Source organism: Endomicrobium proavitum, assembly GCF_001027545.1.
Classification (GTDB): Bacteria; Elusimicrobiota; Endomicrobiia; order Endomicrobiales; family Endomicrobiaceae; genus Endomicrobium; species Endomicrobium proavitum.
In genome coordinates this window covers 653,558-674,021 of record NZ_CP009498.1, presented here as the reverse complement: position 1 = coordinate 674,021, position 20,464 = coordinate 653,558, and the positions used below count along the sequence as shown (strand labels likewise).

The following is a 20,464-nucleotide window of genomic DNA, read 5'->3' as shown; positions in this document are numbered from 1 at the left end:
TTAAAAATGAAAGAGAACGAATATAAATTTTCAAACGTAACGCTTGCGGAAGTTAAAAGCAACCCCATAGTCAATACGTTTATAAAATCCGCAAACGATTATCTAGGCATAATCGGCTACACCGAGCACGGTATAAGGCACGTAAGCCTTGTGGCGTCCATTGCCGAGAACGTTCTTTTATACCTTGATTATCCTAAAAGGCTGCAAGAGCTTGCTTCCATAGCCGGCTATCTGCACGATATAGGAAACGTAGTCAACAGAAAAGATCACGGGCAGTCCGCGGCGTTAATATCAATGAGGCTTCTTAAAGATATGGGGGCAACTCCCGACGAAGCGGCTCTTGTAATTTCCGCAATAGGAAATCACGAGGAAGAAGTCGGTGACCCTGTTAACCCCGTTGCGGCCGCTTTAATTTTAGCCGATAAATCGGACGTTCATAAAACAAGAGTCCGCGCCGCCGATGGAGATTTTGACATTCACGACAGAGTCAACGACGCAGTGGAGCGTTCTTTTTTGAAAGTGTTAAAAGAGAAAAAAATAATATCGTTACAGCTTACAATTGACACGCAAAAGTCGCAGGTAATGGAATACTTTGAAATTTTTATGTCCAGAATGCTTATGTGCAGAAGAGCGGCGAATTTTCTGGATTGTAATTTTGAATTAATAATAAACGAGAGGAAATTACTCTAATGGGCAAGATTAACTTTAAGTTGTGGGTCACCGCAGTTTTGTTGGTGTTTTCAGTGTGGGCGCTTTACCCGTCGGTAAAATGGTCGCAAATGTCGGCTGAAAAGAAGGAAACCGCAGAAAAAGAAAAAGACACAATTCTTAACAGAGTCATAAGGCTCGGTTTAGATTTAAAAGGCGGAACGCATTTGCTTTTGGAAGTGGACTCGTCAAAGCTTGACGAAAACGTCAAAGTAAGCGACGCTATTGACAGAGCTATAGAAATTATCAGAAACAGAATAGACGAGTTTGGCGTTGCCGAACCTATGATAGCAAGACAGGGCGATAAATGGATAGTGGTTCAGCTGCCGGGCATTAAGGACCCTAAAGCCGCCAAAGAGCTGCTTGGTAAAACCGCGCTGTTAGAATTTAGAATAGTAGATAATAGCAAAGAAGCCGGACAGGCTTTAGCGCTTTTGTCGGACAAAGGCATTACTCCTAAAGAATACAGAGCCAATCCTTCAAAATATAACGATATAACAAAACTTCTTCCCGCAGGTTCTTCAATTTACGAAAGTAAAGACGCAAGCGGATATTACGTTTTAGACAAAGCTGTTTTAACCGGAGCTTCTTTGGTTAACGCTAAAGTTGAACTTAACGGACAGTTCGGCATGCCGCACGTATCTATAGAGTTTAACAAAGACGGCGCAAAAACTTTTGCGGATGTTACCGGAAAATACAGAGAAAGAAATCTTGCGATAGTGCTTGACGACGTAGTTCAGTCCGCGCCAAGAATTAATTCAAGAATTCCCGACGGAAAAGCAATAATAGAAGGCAACTTTACCGCTGACGACGCTAAACTTCTTGCAACGGTTTTAAGAGCCGGAGCGCTTCCGGCGCCGGTAAAAGTTATTGAAGAAAGAACCGTAGGACCTTCTCTTGGAAACGATTCAATACAGAAAGGCTTTATGGCGGCAATAGTCGGAGTTTTGGCGGTTTTATTGTTTATGATTGTTTATTACCGCACTTCGGGAGTTATTGCAAGCATAGCTCTTGTTATAAACCTTGTGGCGCTTATGGCTTTTATGGCATATTTTCAGTTTACGCTTACGCTTCCGGGCGTTGCGGGTATAGCATTAACTCTTGCAATGGCTGTTGACGCAAACGTTCTAATTCTTGAGAGAATCAGGGAAGAACTTTCAAGCGGAAAAACTTCGCGCGTTGCGGTTGACGCCGGATATCAAAAAGTTTTTTGGACAATTTTTGACGCAAATCTTACCACTTTGATAGCGGCGGTTTTTTTATTCCAGTTTGGAACCGGACCAATAAAAGGTTTTGCCGTAACTCTTTCAATAGGTCTTATAATAAGCATGTTCACGGCGATAGTTGTAACAAAGCTTATATACGAATTTCTGTTTAAAGAAAATTTAATTGTAAAATTTAAAATATAAATCGGGGGAAAACTGTGAATTTTATAAACAATACGCACATAGATTTTATAGGCAAGCGCCGCATATTCTTTTTTATATCTGTGTTTTTGCTTGTGGTTTCTTTAGGCGCATATATTTTAAAAGGTCCTAACTACGGTATAGATTTTACCGGCGGTATGCTTATACAGATTTCTTTTGACAATAACGTAAAACTTCAAGACGTTAGAGGGTCTCTTGAATCCGCAGGGCTTTCTTCTTTTGAACTTCAAACTGCCGATAAAACGGTTATGGTAAGAGCTAAAGGCAATATAGGCGCGCAGCAGGAGTTTGAAAATAAAATTACATCCGCTCTCTCGTCGGCATTTAAGGGTAACAAACTTACCGTAGAAAAAGTAGAATACGTAGGACCTTCCGTAGGAGAATATATTTCAAACCGAGCTGTTCTTGCGTTTCTTTTGGCTTTTTTGGGTATGATTGTTTACGTGGCCTTCAGATTTAAATCCACGTTGTGGGGCGTTGCCGGCGTGGCAGGCATTATTCACGACGTAGTTATAACTTTCGGAATGGTTATGCTTGTAAGCAAAGAGATAGACGTTATAGTTATCGCGGCGCTTCTTACTGTTGCGGGATATTCTATAAACGACACAATTGTTTTATTTGACAGAATCAGAGAAAATTTAAGGCTTTCTGCAAAAGAAAATTTCGCAACAATAATAAACAACAGCATAAATCAGGTTCTGTTAAGAACAGTTGTTACAACCGTTACGGTTTTTATCGTCGCATGCGCGCTTTTCTTTTTAGGCGGAGACGTTTTGCATACGTTTGCTTATATTATGGTTATAGGCACCGTCTTAGGCGCATACTCCACAATTTTTATATGCGCGCCGCTTGTTTACGAGTGGGAAACCAGAAAACGTAAACGCGCGCAATTGTCTAAATAACCAATGAAGAAAATAAAAAATTTTAAAGTAAATTTGCGCGTGAGAGAAATTTCGCGCGTTATAAAAAAGCTCGTTAATGCGCCGGATATGCCCGTTGAACTTGAAGAAGCCGTTCAGCGCGGGTGTCATTACTGTTCAAAACTTTTGAAGGTTAGCGTAATTTACGACGCTTTTGCAAAAGGCGCTCTTGCCTTTTCATATGAAAAAGACGCTCCGGCAAAATGGGTTGCGCAGAGCCTGTTTTTTATAACAATCGGCACAAGTTTGCAGGAAGAGTATAAAAAAAATCAGGAAGCTTTCGGGACGCACACCGAAAAAATAATTTCAGCGGTTGCCGTTGACGCTTTGGAACAGGGTAAAAACTTTATTCAAAGACTTATATCTTCCGAGGCTGAAGATGAAAATTGCGAGTTATCTCGAAGCGTTGAAATTCCGCCGGAGCTCTATGCAAGCGCCGCGCAGCACGTGCCTATAGATAAAATAGGCGTTGAAATACTTGACGGCAAGCTTTATCCGCAGTATTCTTATTGCGGCGTATTTTACTGGATTCCTTCTAAAAAGAAGTCTTCAAAAAAATAGCGTTTAGCTGTTTTTGTTTACCATATAAAACGGGCTTATCAATGACAAAATTTTTTCTGGCAGCATATAACTCTCTTTTTGCTGTTCTACTAATTCCATTCTTTTTAATAGTTTTACTTTTCAGCGGAAAATACAGAAAAGAACTTTTCTATCGTTTACCGGAGCGTTTTGTAAAATGGAAATTTCCGAACCGGGGAAGTAAAAAAATTGTGTGGCTGCATTGCGCGTCTTTAGGCGAAATCCGCGCCGCCGAACCTATTATTGACGACTTAAGAAAAGATTTTTTTATAGTCTTAACGGTAGTTACCAAAACGGGCAGGCAATACGCCGAGAAATTAAATAAAGCCGATTTTATTTCGCTTCTTCCTTTAGATTTATATCCGTTAATGCTCAAGGCTATAAAAAAAATAAATCCGGAGATACTTATTATAGTTGAAACGGAGCTTTGGGTTTCCATGCTTTATGCGGCAAAGAAATTAAACGTTAAAGTTGTAACCGTAAACGGGCGCATGTCGGAAAAATCTTTTAAAATGTATAAAAAAATGAGGTTTTTCTGGAAGCGTTTTGTGGGGCTTATAGACATTGTTTTTGCAAGAAGCCAAGACGACGCCGAACGTTTTAAAGTTTTAAGCGGCGGGAAGACTGAAATTATTGTTACAGGCAATATTAAATACGACAGAGATTTTTCCGCTAACGCCGACAGAAAAGATTTCGGCTTAAAAGATGAAGATTTTGTTTTTACGGCCGGCAGCGTTAGAGACGGCGAGGAAGAGTTTATAGCGCAGGCTTATAAAAAAGCCGCGGCTAAAAGTGGGAATATAAAATTCTTTTTAGCGCCAAGACACTTAACGCGTATCGGCAAGGTTAAAAATATTCTTGAAAAAAATGAAATAAAATATTCTTTGCTGTCGGAGTTAAACGGCGCGCTTCTTCCCGGTTTTAAAAGCAGTAATTTTATTGTAGTTGATACTTTCGGGAAATTGCAGAGCATATATTCTGTTTCGGACGTTTGTTATGTAGGCGGTTCTCTTGTAGATAAGGGCGGACAAAATCCCGTAGAACCTGCCGCTTATTCAAAGCCCGTGCTGTTTGGAAAGCATATGGACAATTTTAAAACCGAGTCTGAAATTCTTCTGCGTTACAAGGGCGCTTTTACGGTGTTAAATGCCGACGATATAGCTTATGAAATAAATCGCTTTGCTTCCGATAAAGATTTTTTGGCTAAGGCGGGGGGAAACGCGCTTGCCGCCGTTAAATCTCAGAAAGGCGCGGTTGGCGTTACCATACAAAATTTAAGGCAGCAGCTTAAAAATGAAAAATAAAATAATTTCGGGAGTTGTTTTTCTTGTCGTTTGGCTGTTTGATAAAACGGTAAGAAAAAAATTTATAAACGGCAGACCATACGCGTCTGAACCGTCTTTGTATCCTTTTTGGCACGGCACTTCTCTTCAAATGGTAATGAACAACCAAAAAAGCGGAATTGTTATCATGACCAGTCTTTCCAAAGACGGAGATTTAATTTCTTCCTTGGTAAAATCTTTCGGTTTTGACACCGTTAGGGGGTCTTCAAGCAGAGGCGCGGAAAAAGCGTTAAAAGAAATGGTTCGTCTTGCGCTTGAAGGTAAAAAACTTGCGTATGCCGCCGACGGTCCCAGAGGACCTTATCATAAATTAAAATCAGGAATAATTTATACCGCGCAAAAAAGCGGACTTCCCATATATCCCGTTGCAACCTGCCCCAAAAGAAAAATAACGCTTCGCTCTTGGGACAGAACGGAAATTCCTATACCGTTTACAAAAGTCATTCAGATTTATTCTGCTCCCATTTACGTTAAGCCGGAAGACGATATAGAACAAAAAAGGGTTGAAGTTGAAAACGAATTAAATAAAATTTTTGAATTTGTCAGCAGCGCTTATTGGCAAAAAGATATTTCAAGATATCTATCGCTTAATCCGTCGGCTAAAATTTTAATAGTGCAGCCGTCAAGAATAGGCGATATTATTTTTGCTCTCCCCACGCTTGCGGCAATTAAAAGAAAATATCCTCATGCAAAAATAAGCTGGATTGTTGACGAGAGATGTTACGAAATACTTGAAGGCAACCCGCTTCTTGATAAAATTTTTATTTGGGACAGAACCAAAAGAAGTTTGGGTTACTATAAAAAATTAAGAAAGAGTTTACGCAACGAACGTTTTGATTTAAGCATAGACCTGCACGGTTTGGCAAAATCCGCAATGCTTGTTAAGCTTGCGGGCGCAAAATTTAAAATAGCGTCGTCTTCAACAAACGGCATGAGAGAGTTTTCGCGGTTTTTTTCAAAAGAAATTAAAAATACGAATGCTCAGGCGCATTGCATAGACAGGCATTTGGAAACCGCAAAATATTTGCAGTGCGACGGTAAAATTGAATATCCCATATATATTCCCGAGCATGCTTACGAAAGCGTTAAAGTAAAATTAGAAAACAAAGGCGTTGACATAAAAAATATTATCGCAATGCATGCCGGCGGCGGCTGGACGTCAAGAAGGTGGGCGGCGGTAAAATTCGGGCAGCTTGCGGAAAAATTAAATAAAGAATTCGGCGCGGATATTATTCTTATAGGCGGTAAAGAAGGAGGCTTAAGCGAAAAAGGTTTAAGCGAAGATATTCTTTCATCGTCAAAAGTTAAGATAACCGATATGACCGGAGAGTTTACGCTTAAAGAGCTGTGCGCATTCTTTAAACTTTGCAAAGTTTTTGTAGGCAACGAAGCGGGACCAATGCATATAGCGACGGCTTTAAATATTCCCTCAGTGGCAATTTTAGGTCCTACAAACGCAAAAAGAACAGGTCCGTATGCCGGCGGAAATACGCAGATTATACAACACAAATTTTCGTGTCAGCCGTGCAGAAACAGAAGCTGTAAAAATCCCGTCTGCATGCATGATATAGGCGTTGAAGAAGTTTTTGAGGCGGTAAAAAATACTTATGGAAGATTGGAAGTTTAGACGGTTGGAAGCTTGGCAACAGCGTTTATTTTTTAAGTTAATAAAATATGAAAATACTAATTATTAAACCGAGTTCTTTTGGAGATATAATTCAAGCTTTGCCTTGCGCAAACGCGCTTAAGGAAGCTTATCCCGGCTGTTTTATAAGCTGGGTTGTGTTCAATCAATGGCAGGATTTGCCGAAACTTTGCTCTGATATTGACGAAGTTATTTTTTGGGACAGAAAAAACGGGCTTAACGGTTTTTTTGAAGTTTTAGGAAAAGTGCGCGCGACGGATTTTGATTTAATAATAGATTTGCAGGGGTTGCTGCGAAGCGCGTTTCTTGCAAAATTTGCAAAAGGGAAAGTTAAACTCGGCGTTCCCGGAATGAAAGAGTTAAGCAATTTGCTTATAAAAGAGGTTTATCCGCAAAATGCGTTGATGAATGCAACTTTGCGAAATTTAGAGCCGCTTCGTTTTTTAACCGGCAAAAAATACGAACCTAAAATAAATATAACTCCCGACGAAACTTTGTTTAAGCAATTTGAGCCGCAGCTTGGAAAAGATTTTATTTCTTTCTTACCTTTTGCAAGAGGCAAAGGTAAAGATTGGAGTTTGGAAAATTATTATGAACTTACGGATATGTTTGCGGAAAAATACCCGGATACAAAAATTGCCGTCTTAGGTTCGCTCGGAGATTTTGGAAAGTTTCAACACAATAAAATTACCGATCTTTGCGGAGCTACGGATATTTCTTCTCTTGCGGCTGTGCTGTCAAAAAGTTTTTTAGCTGTTGGGGCGGATACGGGACCTATGCATTTGGCTTCTGTTTTGCAAACTCCGTCGGTGTTTATTTTCGGCGCTTCCGATATAAATGAAACGGCTCCTTATATAGGGAAGTTTTCGCTTCTTATAAACAAAGAAAATCCTGCGGATATAGACAAAGTAACTCCAACGGAAGTTTTTGCGGAAATAGAAAAATGGAAAAAATAGTATTTTTTCACATGAACCAGCTTGGTGATTTGCTTTTTTCTTTGCCGGTTCTTAAAGCCGCAAAACAAGAGACCGGCGCTAAGATTTATTCGGTTGTTAAGCCTGCGCTTGCGCCTCTTTTAATTTCGTCTGGCGTTGCTGATGCTACTATTGAAAAAGGCGTTTCGTTTTTTAGATTTGTAAAAATAATAAAAAGTGAAAAATTTTCTAAAGCGGTGCTTTTTTCGGAATCTCCGTCGTCTCTATCGGCAGCGTTTCTTGCCGGAATTTCAAAAAGATTCGGCTTTAATACGGCTTCTTTGAATTTTCTTCTTACAAATAAAACCGCAAGAACAGGCGTGCCGTCGTTGTTTAATAATAAAAATCTCGGCGCTGCTTTCGGTTTAAAAAATATTCAGAGCGATTATACGTCAATAATAAAAATCCCGAAAGAAAATTCGGAACGCGTCCGCGAATGGTTTAAAAATAAAAATTTAGATTCTAAAAAAGTTATAGCCGTTTCCGCCGGAGCAAGCAAGAAAAGACAAAGCAAACGTCTTGATAACGGCAAATGGGCTGAAATTATAGACGCTCTGTCGGCAAAAGGTTTTTCGTGCGTTTTGTCGGGAGCCGCTTTTGAAAAAGAGAGTATGGCCGAACTGTCTTTAATGTGTAAAAACCGTCCTGAAATTTTTGCGGCGGAAAACGGAATATTAGACAGCGCCGCGTTTTTGCAGGAAGCCGCGCTTTTTGCGGGAATAGATTCCGGCGCAATGCATTTGGCGGCTGCCGCGGGCGCAAAATGCGTAGGCGTTTTCGGCAATACGGATCCCTTGCAGGTGGGGCCTATGCCGCTTGAGAAACATTCAATTGTTAAAAAGGATAATGTCGCAGATATTAAAGCGTCGGAAGTTATAAGCGCAATTTTGAAAAATTTTGAATTTTAAGGAAATAAAATGCTCACTAAAGTTGCTATTGTCGGCAGACCTAATGTTGGCAAGTCAACATTATTTAATAGGTTTATAGGCCGTAAAAAAGCTATCATTCACGATACGCCCGGCACAACTCGCGACAGGAACGATTACGAAGTAAATTGGAAAGATAAAAAGTTTATAGTAACAGACACGGCGGGGTGGAGCGGGGACGAATCCGTATTTTCTAAAGATATGGAACGCCAGCTTAATTTAGCCGTAGAGCAAGCGGATATAATTTTGTTTGTTGTTGACGGTAAAATCGGCATTCATCCGTTTGACGCCGAAATTGCAAAGCAAATACGTCAAAGCAAAAAAACCGCTATTCTTGTTGTAAATAAAATAGACACGCAAGCTGAAGAAACCAAAGGTTACGAATTTTACAGTCTTGGTTTTGACGAAGTGGTTTTTATATCGGCAAACCACGGACGCAGCATAAACGAATTGTTGGATAAAGTTTGGTCTAACATAAAATACGACAGAACAACTAAACAGGCGCAGGAAGTTTTAAAAATTATTTTGGTGGGAAAACCTAACGTCGGAAAATCTTCTTTTGTAAATTCGGTTTCCAAGGAAGAAAGAAGCATAGTTCACGACGCTCCCGGAACTACGCGGGATTCTTTAACGGTAAACGTTAACTTCAACAATAAAGATTATATTCTCATAGATTCGGCAGGTCTTCACAGAGGCAGTAAGATGAAAGACGATATGGAATATCTTTCAACTTTAAGCACAGACTACGCAATTGAAGACGCCGACGTTGCGGTTTTGGTTGCCGACGCTTCGCAGGGAATAGGCGAAACGGAAGTAAAAATTGCAAGGCTGCTGCACGAAAAAAGAAAACCCGTAATAGTTGCCGTAAATAAATGGGATTTAATTGAAGATAAAGAACAGGCTGCAAAATATTTTACCGAACAGTTCAGAGAAAGAGTAAAATTTATGGACTGGGCGGACGTAGTTTTTATTTCCGCAAAAACAGGACAAAGGCTTGAGCGCATATTTCAGGAAGCCGAAATAGTTTACCGTCAGTACAACAGACAGCTTACGCAGGAAGAGCTTAACGCGCTTGTGCGCGATGCAGTGGCAAGAAAGCCGCTTGTGAGAAAAGGAAAAGTTTTAAAGTTTAAAGAATACGCGCAGGTTGCGGTAAAACCTCCGGTATTTATTTTTTCCGTCAACGATTTGGAACTTTTGCATTTTTCATACGAAAGATTTTTAGAGAATTTTTTCAGAGAAAGATTTGGCTTTCACGGAACGCCGATAGTTTTAAAATTTAGACAGTTTTTTAGAATTTCAGGCAAAAGCAATATCAATTGACAACAGCGGCGGTAAAACCGTTCTTTTGTCGTTGCGGGGAAAGAGAAAGTCCTGATGTTTATAATAAATGAGGGCATCGTTTTTATGACTACAAAAATTCTTTATGTTGTTTTAACTTATCTTTGCGGATCAATTCCGTTTGCTTACATAATTGCAAAACTTGCCGCAGGAATAGATATAAGAACGGCAGGTTCCGGCAATCCCGGGGCGACAAACGTTTTTAGAACCGTCGGCGCGGGCGCGGGAAGCGTAACTTTTATATTAGATGCGGCAAAAGGTTTTCTGCCGGTTTTTTTAGCAAGAATTATTTTTGACAATCCTTCGTTTTATTATTTAGTTGCGGTTGCGGCCGCCGCTATGACCGGACATATGTTTACCGTTTTCCTAAAATTTAAAGGCGGAAAGGGCGTAGCTACCGGCTGCGGAGTTTTCTTGGCGCTTATGCCTTTGCCTGCGGCGTATGCTTTAATTGTGTTTGCTTTGGTTTTTTTATGTTCAGGATACGTTGCGCTCGGTTCTGTTTTTGCGGCCGCTTCGCTTCCGATTTCTGCAATTATTTCAAAAAGTTATTCTGTTGAATATGTAGTTTTTGCTTTTTTTGCGGCGGCGCTTGTAATTTATAAACACAGAGAAAATATTAAGAGGCTTATTGCCGGCACAGAACACAGATTTAAAATTTTCGGGAGCGGCAAAAAATGAAAATAACAGTTTTAGGAGCAGGTTCTTGGGGAGCTACTCTTGCCGCGCTTTTGTTTGAAAACGGCAACGATGTCGTTCTTTGGGAGTTTGATAAAAAAAGAGCCGAAAATTTACAGTCGCGCAAAATAAAACCTTTCGCGGCGGGAAATGATTTGCCGAAAGACTTGCTTGTGACAAACTCTTTAGATTCATTTAAAGACAGCAAAACCGTTTTATTTGCAGTTCCGTCGCAGTATATGCGTTCCACGTGCAAATATTTGAAAGATAACGGCGTTTCTTTAGACGGAAAACTTATAATAAGCGCCACCAAAGGCATAGAAAACGAAACGCTGTTAAGAATGTCCGAAGTTATAAATGAAGTTTTTCCGGGAACTTATAAAAATATTGCCGCATTATCAGGCCCCAGCCACGCGGAAGAGGTTTGCATGAAAATGCCTACCGCGGTTACATCTGCGTCGGAATCTGCTGAAGCCGCCGAAAAAACAAGAAAGCTTTTTATGAACAAATACTTCAGGGTTTACAATCAAACCGATATAATAGGCGTTGAAACTGGCGCCGCGCTTAAAAATGTTTTTGCGATAGCTTCGGGTATTGTTGACGGTTTAAATTTCGGCGATAATACAAAAGCGGCAATAGTTTCAAGAGGTTTAAAAGAGCTTGCAAGAATAGGCGTTGCTTTGGGAGGAAAAGAAGAAACTTTTTACGGACTTTCCGGCGCAGGAGATTTAATGGTAACGTGTTTTTCAAGACACTCAAGAAACAGAGCCGTCGGCGAAGCGGTAGGCAAGGGTAAAAGCGCCGACGAAGCGGAAAAAAGCTTGGGCATGGTTGCCGAAGGCATAAAAAATGCAATAAGCGCCTATGAAGTAGGTAAAAAACTAAAAGTTGAAGTTCCGATTATAAATGAAGTTTATAAAGTTTTATTTAAAGGCAAAAAAGCTTTAGACGCAGTAACGGAACTTATGACAAGGGCTCCCAAACATGAACAAGAATGATGTTGCAAAAACATTGTCTAATATTTTAAGCTCTAAAAAAGAAGCCGATAACGCTGTCAACAGAGTTTTTGAAGAGTTGAAAACGGCGTTAAAAAACGGCGAGAAAGTTGTTATCACAGGTTTTGGAAGTTTTAATATGCTGGTTACAAAAACAAAAAAGGGGAGAAATCCTAAAACAGGAGAAACCCTTCTTATCTCGCCTATGAAAAAAGTAAGATTTAAACAATCTAAAGAGTTTTTTGACAAATAGGTTTAAATAAGTATAATACTTTGGAGTTTTCATGGAAACGCTTCAGATCCCGGATAAAGAATATTTTTCAATAGGCGAAGTTTCCCAGATTACGCAGGTTGTTAAGCACACTTTGCGCTACTGGGAAAGCGAGTTTAAGCTTTTGCGCCCCGCAAGGAAAAGTTCCGGGCAGAGAAGATATCGCAAGGAAGATTTAGAGCTGGTTTTTAAAATAAAAGATTTATTGTATAATAAGCGCTACACAATTGAAGGCGTAAAAAAATATTTGCTTGCCGATAAGCGAAAAAAGCAAATAGATTTGCCGGGCACTGAAACGGAACACAGTCCGGATTCAAAAATATTAAGAGAACTTAAAGAAGAGCTTAAGCAAATTTTAAAACTGTTAAAAAAATAAAAGTCGGGGCGTGGCGCAGTTGGCTAGCGCACTCCCTTGGGGTGGGAGAGGCCGCTGGTTCAAATCCAGTCGCCCCGATGTTTTCAAGCTCTGCCGTCGCAGTTTGCGACGGCAGAGCTTTTTTTGCGGCGCTGGTAAATAATCATTGAAAAAGGTATGAAATTTTTATAAAATCTTTTAATCATGAACCTACAAAACATTATCAATTCCGCATTAGAAGAAGACGGCGTTTTTAACGACATAACAACAAGAGAATTTATCTCTAAAGATAAAAAGGCTAAGGCTGTTTTAATAGCAAACAAAGGCGGAGTGCTTTGCGGCGTAGAATGTTTTATAAAGGTTTTTAAAACTATAGATAAAAACTGTAAGATAAAAGTAAATATCGGCGACTGTTCAAAGATAAAAAAAGGCGATAAAATTTTAGAGATAAGCGGCAGAGCGCATGCAATTTTGTCGGGCGAAAGAACGGCTTTAAATTTTTTGCAGCATTTGTCCGGCATAGCCAGCATTACAAACGAATTTGTAACGGCAGCCAAAGGTTCTAAAACAAAAATTTACGACACAAGAAAAACTATTCCCGGATACAGAGAGCTTGCCAAATATGCCGTTCGCTGCGGCGGCGGCGCTAACCACAGAATGGGTTTGTTTGATATGGTTCTAATAAAAGATAATCATATAAGCCTTACAAATAATCTTACCGAAAAAATAAATAATTTCAGACGTAAACATAAAAATATTCTTGTTGAAGTTGAATGCGAAAACTCCGCGCAGGTTGGTCACGCGCTGCAGGCGCGCGCAGATATTATTATGCTTGACAACATGGGATATGCCCAAACGAAAAAAATGATAGAACTTATAAGAAAATATTCCACAAAAGATTACAGACCCGAAATAGAACTTTCCGGCGGCATAAACAGAGCAACCGCAAAAAAATACGCTAAACTTAACGCTGAAAGAATATCTATAGGCATGATAACCCACTCTGCGCCCGCTTTAGACATAACATTAGAAACAACCATAAATTAAAATGAAAGTTTTAAATTTACTTTCCGACAAAAAATACTTGTCCGGCAAAAACTTGGCAGAAGCGTTGTCCATTTCGCGCGCCGCCGTGCACAAGCAGATAAACACGCTTAAAAGAAACGGATACGTAATTGAGTCTTCTCCTAAAGGTTATAAACTTTGCGCAAAAGATGATGTTCTTAGCGAGCAGGAACTTTTGCTTGCCGTAAAAAAACCTCTTGGCATTTTCAAAAAACTTCTCTATTACAAAAAAATAAATTCTACCCAAACAAAACTTAAAACAATAGCCGACGCCGTTGCGCGGGAAGGGGTTATTGTTTGCGCGGACGTTCAAACGGGCGGATACGGCAGAATGAAAAGAGAATGGAGTTCGTCTAACGGCGGGCTTTGGTTTTCAATGCTTTTAAAACCGGCGTTGCGCCCGGACGAAGTTTCAAAACTTGCGCTTATTATAAGTTTGGCGTTAAACAGAGTGTTTAAACAAAAATACGGCGTTAAAACAAACATAAAATGGCCTAACGATATTTTGTTTAAAGGCAGAAAAGCGTCGGGGATACTTGTAGATATGTCTGCCGAACAAGATATTGTCAATTGGGTTGTGGCGGGCATAGGAATAAACGTTAACAACGTTTTGCCTAAAGAGTTAAAAAATATTTCCGTTTCATTAGGCGAAATTTTAAATAAGTTTGTAGGCAGAGCTCAATTGCTTGCGCAGTTTTTATGCGTTTTTGACGAAATTTACGCGGCCTTTAAAAAGTCCGGATTTAAAATTTTTGTCAAAGAGTATAACGACAACATCGTTTTTATAAATGAAAGTATTAAAATAGACACGGGATTTGATATAATAGAAGGCGTAAATCTTGGCATTGACGGCGACGGCAAACTTATTTTAAAAACGCCCAAAGGCTTAGAAAAAATAACGGCTGGAACCGTAGTAAAGGGGAAATAATGTCTGAAAATATTTTTGATAAACTTGTAAAAGAAAGAAGCAACGTTCTTCTTGATATAATAAAACAGCGCAGAAGCGTTAGGAAATTTAATCCGGAGCCGGTTGCCGACACGGACGTGCGCACAATAATAGAAGCCGCAACCATGGCGCCTTCCGCCACAAACAGTCAAAATTGGCGCTTTATAGCCATTAAATCCGAAGATAAAAGAAAAGAACTTGTGTGCTCAATTGAAGAGCAGATAAAAGAGTATTCAGCGCTTATAACGTCGCAAAGAGCATATAACGAGTTTAACGCCTACTCAAGATTTTTTACGTTTTTCTCAAGCGCGCCTCTTGTTATTGCGGTTATTAAAACGCCTTACACTTCATTTAGCATGAGAATTATGCAAAGATACGGAATATCTCCCGAAGCTCTTGAAGCTGCGGATATGCAGGGACCTTCGGCGGCTATACAAAATATGCTTCTTGCCGCGCACGCTTTAGGTTACGGCGCGTGTTGGATGACGGGTCCTTTAATAGCTAAAGATAAGCTTGAAAAAGTTTTAAATATTAACTCTCCGGATCATCTTATTGCATTAATTCCGGTCGGCAAAACAGAAGCGTCGCCGGCAACTCCTAAAAGAAAACCTATTGATGAAATTTTTGAAACTATTTAAATGAAGAAATTTTTTTACGCGCTGGTTTTATCCGGCTTTGTTTTTTCATGCGCCGCAAATAACATAGAACGCAACGGGAATATTATAATTTCTCCGGCGCCGTTGTCTTTTGACAGCGTGGACAGAAGCATGAAAAGCGCCGGATATTGGATAGGTAAAATTCCAACCCCCGACAAAGTTATTTTAACCGCAAAAGAGATAGACGCTTTCAATGCAAAAACATTCAGCGGCAGCGCGGCGCTTAACAACGTTTTAAAATTCAAACCGCAATACCGCAGAAACGGTCTTGCCTTGGAACAAAAAAAAGTTATAGCGGCATTTGCAAAATATTACGACGGAACTTCGCCTTCTCCGGTAGGCAGAAAATATTTTTCAGACGTTGAAAATAATATAGATTTTAAACTTTTAAATTCAAAAGTTAACGTTCGGTTTGCCATGACCGTAAGCTACGCGCAGTTAAGACTTCTTCCTTCCGACAAGCCTCTTTTTTCTTCGCTTGATACTTTAGATTTGGACAGAGTTCAGCTTACGCAGCTTAATTTGGGTTCTCCTCTTGCGGTTTTGTACGCCACAAAAGATAATGCGTGGTATTACGTTTCGTCTGAAATTGCCGAAGGCTGGATACGCGCGCGGTCTTTGGCGTTTTGCGATAAAGACGTTTTAGAAGATTATGCGCAGTGGGATGTGTTTGCCGTTACTGTGTCGGCTTACTCGGATATATACGCCGATGAGAAACTGACAAAATTTTTAGATCATGTAAAAATGGGCACAAAACTTGCTTTGGTAAATTTAGACGGCGACAGCGCCGAAGTTAGAGTGCCGGCTGTAAAGCCCGACGGAACGCTTGGTTTTCAAAAAGCTTTTATAAAGTCGCGCGACGTTTCAATAGGTTATCTTAAATACACGCAGCGCAACGTTTTAGAGCAGGCTTTTAAATATTTAAATTATCCTTACGGCTGGGGCGGTTCTAACGGCGAGCAGGATTGTTCCGGATTTTTAAAACAGGTTTTTGAGTGTTTCGGAATAGTTCTTCCCAGAAATTCTACGGCGCAAAGCAGAGCAGGCGTTTTAGGCGCGCAGTTTGCAAAAGAAGATTCCGATGAGTTAAGAACCGAAAAAATTCTTTCAAACGCTGTTGCAGGCATAACAATTTTTTATTTTCCCGGACATATCATGCTTTACGCCGGTCAAGACGGCGGCAAACCTTATGTTATTCACGCAATATGGGGATACGGCGAAGATACCGATAAATATTCAAAAACATATCTTATAAATAAAGTGCTTATATCAACTTTAGACGTTGGAAGCGCGTCAAAAAAAGGGTCGCTTCTTCACAGAACTACGTTAATGAAAATAATAAAATGAGAATTTCTCTTTTCAAAAAACTATCGGCGTTTGTTTTTGCTGCGGATATTTTAGCGGGCGTTATCGTCGGCATTAAGCTTTACCCTTTAGCCGGTATTGTAACTGTGTCGGTATTGCTTATCATAAACGTTGTCTTTTATGCTATAATTTTAAAAATTTTAAAGGCGGGCGAAAATGCGACAGGAAGATAAAGCGGTTTTGTATAAGTATATGTTTATAGTGTCCACTGTTTGCGGCGCCTTGGGCGTTTATATGCTGTATAAGCAAATACAGGTTTTGGGCTGGATTTTGGTGGGCGTGTGGGCGGTGCTTGCGATAATAGTGCGCGTGTTGATAATAAAAGATAAAAAATTTGTGAAAAATAAAAAAATATAGGAGAAATTAAAATGGAACTTTTTAAAATGGCAAAAGAAGCAATGTCAATGAGAAGCAAATTCAGCGAAATGGACAAAAAACTTAAAGCGCATATTTTGGATATAGAGTATAAGGGAATAAAAATTAAAGTAAACGCAAAAAATGAATTTTTAGAACTTTCTATTCCCGATGATTTGCTTAAAGAAAGCAAAGATAAAATTGAGAAAGTTGTTTTAAACGCGTTTTCCGAAGCTTCAAAAAAATCTCAGGAAGTTATGGCGGAAGAAGCTAAAAAAATTACCGGCGGATTAAAAATTCCCGGAATGTAATTTAGCGGCGTTAAAAAATAAATAAAAAAAAGACTCCGGCGAATTTTTTACCGGAGTCTTTTTTTTGTGTAAATTTTTATTTTCCGAAAGTCGGCGCATTCTTTGGCGTAAGACCGCCTTTAACTTTGTGGTAGTGTTCGTATGTCATTGTGGTTTGCGAGTTGTCTGTAATTTTCATTTCCGTAACTTTGCCTATAAATATTTCATGCGTGCCTAAATCTATTTTTTGAACAAGTTCAAGTTCAAATACCGCGGTTGCATGCTGCGTTACAACCGGAATTCCGTTTGATATGTAGTGCTCTATATTTTCAAATTTGTTTATATTTCTTCCGGATTTAAATCCGAAATTTCCTATAAATTTAAACGGCGCTTCTTGAGAAATTGCGGAAATTGAAAACTTTCCGGATTTGTTTATAAGTTCGTAAGTAAAGTTTTGCTTTGAAACGCATGCTGCAATTTGCACAGGGTCTGAAGTTACCTGCATGACGGAGTTTGTGGTTTGTCCGCTCATTTTGCCATCGGCGGCGGAAGATAGAATGTAAACGCCGTAGTGAAGTTTTGTTAACGCATTTAAATCCATAAATTACCTCTCAATTTTATTTATAATTATAGCAAAAAAATAACCTGTCGCTTGACTTGGAATACAATTGTATGTTAAAATATTGGTCGTATAGAAATTCACAGGAGGCATTTTATGGAAAAGCTTACGCAAAAGCAACAAGCTGTTTTAGATTTCATTAAAAAATATTCTCTTGAAAACGGCACTATGCCTACGATAAGAGAGATTGCCGCAAAATTTAAAATAACTATAGGTCCAGTTCAAAAATATCTTGAAGTTTTGACAAAAAAAGGATATTTGGATAAAAAAGATTCACGCGCGCGCGGCATTGAAATAAAAGGCCGCCAAAAATTTGCGCCCGTTCCTATTTTAGGAAGCGTGCATGCGGGAACTTTTTTAGAACCTGTTGAAGACGCGCAGGATTACGTTTACATAAATACCGATGTAACAAGAAGTCGCGAGTGTTTTGCGCTAAAAGTAAAGGGAGACAGCATGGAGCCTTCGGGAATAGTAGAGGGCGACACTGTGGTAATATCAAAAAGCAATCAGGTTACAAACGGCGACATAGTTGTAGCAATGATAGAAGGCGAAGCCGCAATAAAACAGTATAATAAGTCAGCCGGAAGAGTAGCTTTTATATCTACTAACCCATTGTATCCGCCGGTTTATCCTAAAGATTATAAAGTTTTGGGAAAGCTTATTTATTTGGTAAGAGAATACAAGAACTAAAGAGGGGAAGAGGTTAGGAGGGTGAGATGTTGAGTAACGGCGAAGGGCTGTTGCTTATCTTCTTATCATTCCATTGTTCCGGTTATTTTTTAACTTTTGATAGTAGGTAAATTCCCAAAGCTATGAATACAAAATTAGGAACCCAGGCCGCCATGAAAGGGGATAGTAAATAATTTTCTCCGAGAGACTGCGTTATGGCTTGCAGTCCCCAGTAAGTAAAAGCCACTCCTAATGCAAGCGTAAAGCTAAGTATTTTTCCAAACTTGCCGCCAAGTCCTAAAGCAAACGGAATTCCTACCATCATAACTATAACATGACAAAATACGGATGCGTATCTAACGTTAAGAGATATTCGCTCTTTTAAAGCCGTTTGTCCGAAAACCCGCAGTTGCGTTATGTATTTTTTAAACTCTTTTGTGTTCATATTTCTGTAGCTGACGCTTTTTAGAGTAAGCTCTTCCGGTTTAAGATGTATTCCGGAATCATATTGCGAAAAATATTTTTCGTCCCACATGTCTGTATTAAAATCTCTTTCAACTCCGTTTTTAAATACCCAGTTGTTATTTTGCCAAAAACCTTCCGGCGCCAAAACAAGCGTTGTTATGTAAAAGTTTTCGTCGTATTTTTCAAGCACAATATTTTGCATTGTCATTTCTCTTGCGTTTAAATGCCCTATTGCAAGACGCGAACTGTCATTTAGCGACACAACAATATTTGCAAATTCGTATTGTATCTGTTCGTCGCTTTTGTCTATTTTTTCACGCCTTATTTTTGAACTGTATTGTCCGGTAACGGGAATTAAAAACTCTCTTGCGGCAAGGTCTATAGCGCCAATGCAAACGCCCATCAAAAGAAAAATAGTTATTATGCGCCATAAATTTATTCCTGCGGCTTTTATAGCGGTTATTTCATTTTTTTTTGCAAGATCTCCAAGTGAAAACATTACCGCTAAAAGAGTGGCTACCGGCAACGCCTGCAGCGCCAGCCACGGCGTGCTTGCCAAAAGAAAAAGCATAACGGAGCCAAAGTCCGCATCTTTGCTCATAAAATAGTTAAGACGTCCGAAAAGTTCGGATATAAAAACTACAAAAGCAAACGCCACGGTTGTAAATGAAAATATTTTAAGAAATTGTTTTGAAATGTAAGAATATAAAATTGTCATTTTTTTACCATTCTCGTAAACAAATAAGCGCCTATGCCCGAAGTTAATATGTTAGGAAGCCAAATTATAAGCCCCAAAGGCGCCCTGCCTTTTTCGCCGAGATTTAAAACAAGAAGAAACAACATATAATAAAACAAAAGCACGCCCAGACTCATTCCAAAACCTATTGTCTTACCGCCTTTGCCGGACATTATGCCTATAGGAATTGCAACAAGAACAAACGCTATAGGCGCCAAAGCGAAAATCCACCGCTGCCAATACTCGCTTGAGTATGCCGTATATGGAATGTCTTGTTTTTTATGATCTTTTATCATTTTTAACAGCTGCACTGAAGACATCTCTTTTGTGGTTACCGTTTGCGCTGCCTGTGCTGCTTGAAAAGGTATGTTAAAGGTGTAAGATTGAAAAACAACGTGCGTCATATTCTTTATATTTGACGGCGTAGCTCTTTGCCAGTATCCTTTATAAAGCGTAAGCTGTATTCCGTTGGAGTAAGTTTTTACGGTTCCGGAAGACGCCGACATGCGCCATTCGCCCGAGTCGTTTTGAAGGGAAGCTGCGCCTTGAGATTTTTGTTTTTTCGTTTGATCTGCAAACTTATAAATTGTTATACCGAACATTGAATTGTTTTTATTGTCAACTTTATTTGCGTAAATGTTGTAGCCTTCCACGGAAATTAAAGCTTTTTCGTCAAGTTTTACAAGAGGTCTTTTAGTTATTATTTCGTTAAAAAGATTTCTGAAATCTCCGTGCATGGAGGGAGAAATAAAATGGTTGAAAAAAATCAAAAAGAAAGAAAGAACAGCCACGAATACAATTACGGGAACCGATAAAGTTTTATAGTCCACGCAGTTTGCTTTCATTGCGGTAATTTCGTTATCTTCGGAAAATCTTCCGTAAGCCAACAAAACTCCAAACAGCACCGCCATAGGCACGGCTAAAGTTAAAATATTAGGAAAAATTAAAGCGAAAAGTTTAATAACAAGAAACAACGACACGCCTTTTGACAAAAAAAGGTCAACAAGCTGAAACACCTGATCTAAAAGCAGCAGCATTGAAAATACCGCCAACCCGAAAAGGAAGGAATATACAAACTCTTTAATAATGTAAGCGTGTATTTTTTTAATCATAAAATCGCCTAAAATTATATCAAAA

General features: G+C 39.3%; 24 protein-coding genes and 1 tRNA gene. 22 read left to right on the top strand and 3 right to left on the bottom strand.

Annotated elements, in window-relative coordinates; genetic code table 11:
- Positions 1-6: 6 nt before the first annotated feature.
- From Epro_RS02830 to Epro_RS02730, 21 genes are all read left to right on the top strand, one after another.
- Positions 7-690, top strand: coding sequence for an HD domain-containing protein (locus Epro_RS02830; protein ID WP_052570388.1), 684 nt, complete (start codon positions 7-9; stop codon positions 688-690).
- Positions 690-2,117, top strand: coding sequence for a protein translocase subunit SecD (gene secD / locus Epro_RS02825; protein ID WP_052570386.1), 1,428 nt, complete (start codon positions 690-692; stop codon positions 2,115-2,117). The genes Epro_RS02830 and secD overlap by 1 nt, the downstream gene beginning before the upstream one ends.
- A gap of 14 nt (positions 2,118-2,131) precedes the next feature.
- Positions 2,132-3,037, top strand: a complete 906-nt coding sequence (gene secF, locus Epro_RS02820; protein WP_052570384.1) for a protein translocase subunit SecF — start codon at positions 2,132-2,134, stop codon at positions 3,035-3,037.
- Between the two features lie 3 nt (positions 3,038-3,040).
- Positions 3,041-3,616: a hypothetical protein gene (locus Epro_RS02815; RefSeq protein WP_052570382.1), complete on the top strand. Its 576-nt coding sequence runs from the start codon at positions 3,041-3,043 to the stop codon at positions 3,614-3,616.
- A gap of 41 nt (positions 3,617-3,657) precedes the next feature.
- Positions 3,658-4,938 carry a 3-deoxy-D-manno-octulosonic acid transferase gene (locus tag Epro_RS02810; RefSeq protein WP_052570380.1) on the top strand — a complete coding sequence of 427 codons (1,281 nt, stop codon included), beginning with the start codon at positions 3,658-3,660 and terminating at the stop codon, positions 4,936-4,938.
- The gene (locus tag Epro_RS02805; RefSeq protein WP_052570378.1) at positions 4,928-6,604 is read left to right on the top strand and encodes a glycosyltransferase family 9 protein; all 1,677 of its coding nucleotides are present in this window, start codon (positions 4,928-4,930) and stop codon (positions 6,602-6,604) included. Before Epro_RS02810 ends, Epro_RS02805 begins: the two co-directional genes overlap by 11 nt.
- A 47-nt stretch (positions 6,605-6,651) precedes the next feature.
- A complete protein-coding gene (locus Epro_RS02800) occupies positions 6,652-7,578 on the top strand; it encodes a glycosyltransferase family 9 protein (RefSeq protein WP_052570376.1) in 927 nt (308 codons plus the stop codon).
- Positions 7,566-8,504 (top strand): glycosyltransferase family 9 protein, encoded by a 939-nt coding sequence (locus tag Epro_RS02795; RefSeq protein WP_052570374.1) that lies wholly within the window; start codon positions 7,566-7,568, stop codon positions 8,502-8,504. The genes Epro_RS02800 and Epro_RS02795 overlap by 13 nt, the downstream gene beginning before the upstream one ends.
- 9 nt (positions 8,505-8,513) lie before the next feature.
- Positions 8,514-9,845 (top strand): ribosome biogenesis GTPase Der, encoded by a 1,332-nt coding sequence (gene der, locus Epro_RS02790; RefSeq protein ID WP_052570372.1) that lies wholly within the window; start codon positions 8,514-8,516, stop codon positions 9,843-9,845.
- Between the two features lie 54 nt (positions 9,846-9,899).
- Complete coding sequence (gene plsY, locus Epro_RS02785; protein ID WP_052570370.1) at positions 9,900-10,544, top strand: glycerol-3-phosphate 1-O-acyltransferase PlsY; 645 nt, start codon at positions 9,900-9,902, stop codon at positions 10,542-10,544.
- Positions 10,541-11,539, top strand: coding sequence for an NAD(P)H-dependent glycerol-3-phosphate dehydrogenase (locus tag Epro_RS02780; RefSeq protein WP_052570368.1), 999 nt, complete (start codon positions 10,541-10,543; stop codon positions 11,537-11,539). Before plsY ends, Epro_RS02780 begins: the two co-directional genes overlap by 4 nt.
- The gene (locus tag Epro_RS02775) at positions 11,526-11,789 is read left to right on the top strand and encodes an HU family DNA-binding protein (protein ID WP_052570367.1); all 264 of its coding nucleotides are present in this window, start codon (positions 11,526-11,528) and stop codon (positions 11,787-11,789) included. Before Epro_RS02780 ends, Epro_RS02775 begins: the two co-directional genes overlap by 14 nt.
- A 31-nt stretch (positions 11,790-11,820) precedes the next feature.
- Positions 11,821-12,183: a MerR family transcriptional regulator gene (locus Epro_RS02770; protein ID WP_052570365.1), complete on the top strand. Its 363-nt coding sequence runs from the start codon at positions 11,821-11,823 to the stop codon at positions 12,181-12,183.
- Between the two features lie 4 nt (positions 12,184-12,187).
- Positions 12,188-12,261: transfer RNA gene (locus tag Epro_RS02765), tRNA-Pro, on the top strand.
- Positions 12,262-12,366: 105 nt separating this feature from the next.
- Positions 12,367-13,209 carry a carboxylating nicotinate-nucleotide diphosphorylase gene (nadC, locus tag Epro_RS02760; protein WP_052570363.1) on the top strand — a complete coding sequence of 281 codons (843 nt, stop codon included), beginning with the start codon at positions 12,367-12,369 and terminating at the stop codon, positions 13,207-13,209.
- Between the two features lies 1 nt (position 13,210).
- Positions 13,211-14,155 carry a biotin--[acetyl-CoA-carboxylase] ligase gene (locus Epro_RS02755; protein ID WP_052570360.1) on the top strand — a complete coding sequence of 315 codons (945 nt, stop codon included), beginning with the start codon at positions 13,211-13,213 and terminating at the stop codon, positions 14,153-14,155.
- Complete coding sequence (locus Epro_RS02750) at positions 14,155-14,811, top strand: nitroreductase family protein (RefSeq protein WP_052570359.1); 657 nt, start codon at positions 14,155-14,157, stop codon at positions 14,809-14,811. The genes Epro_RS02755 and Epro_RS02750 overlap by 1 nt, the downstream gene beginning before the upstream one ends.
- A complete protein-coding gene (locus Epro_RS02745) occupies positions 14,812-16,176 on the top strand; it encodes an SH3 domain-containing protein (protein ID WP_052570357.1) in 1,365 nt (454 codons plus the stop codon). It begins immediately after the preceding gene.
- Positions 16,173-16,367, top strand: coding sequence for a hypothetical protein (locus Epro_RS02740; RefSeq protein WP_052570355.1), 195 nt, complete (start codon positions 16,173-16,175; stop codon positions 16,365-16,367). The genes Epro_RS02745 and Epro_RS02740 overlap by 4 nt, the downstream gene beginning before the upstream one ends.
- Positions 16,351-16,551, top strand: a complete 201-nt coding sequence (locus Epro_RS02735) for a hypothetical protein (protein WP_052570352.1) — start codon at positions 16,351-16,353, stop codon at positions 16,549-16,551. Before Epro_RS02740 ends, Epro_RS02735 begins: the two co-directional genes overlap by 17 nt.
- An 11-nt stretch (positions 16,552-16,562) precedes the next feature.
- Entirely contained in the window at positions 16,563-16,859 is a 297-nt protein-coding gene (locus Epro_RS02730) for a YbaB/EbfC family nucleoid-associated protein (protein WP_052570350.1), read from the top strand.
- A gap of 76 nt (positions 16,860-16,935) precedes the next feature.
- Here the strand turns inward: Epro_RS02730 and Epro_RS02725 are convergent, their stop codons facing one another.
- The gene (locus Epro_RS02725) at positions 16,936-17,439 is read right to left on the bottom strand and encodes a flavin reductase family protein (RefSeq protein WP_052570347.1); all 504 of its coding nucleotides are present in this window, start codon (positions 17,437-17,439) and stop codon (positions 16,936-16,938) included.
- 114 nt (positions 17,440-17,553) lie between these two features.
- Between Epro_RS02725 and lexA the strand changes: the two genes are divergently transcribed.
- The gene (lexA, locus tag Epro_RS02720) at positions 17,554-18,147 is read left to right on the top strand and encodes a transcriptional repressor LexA (protein WP_052570345.1); all 594 of its coding nucleotides are present in this window, start codon (positions 17,554-17,556) and stop codon (positions 18,145-18,147) included.
- A gap of 82 nt (positions 18,148-18,229) precedes the next feature.
- On the opposite strand, the gene Epro_RS02715 is transcribed toward lexA, so the two are convergent.
- The gene (locus Epro_RS02715) at positions 18,230-19,309 is read right to left on the bottom strand and encodes an LptF/LptG family permease (RefSeq protein WP_052570344.1); all 1,080 of its coding nucleotides are present in this window, start codon (positions 19,307-19,309) and stop codon (positions 18,230-18,232) included.
- Positions 19,306-20,439 (bottom strand): LptF/LptG family permease, encoded by a 1,134-nt coding sequence (locus Epro_RS02710; RefSeq protein WP_158408992.1) that lies wholly within the window; start codon positions 20,437-20,439, stop codon positions 19,306-19,308. Before Epro_RS02710 ends, Epro_RS02715 begins: the two co-directional genes overlap by 4 nt.
- Positions 20,440-20,464 lie beyond the last annotated feature (25 nt).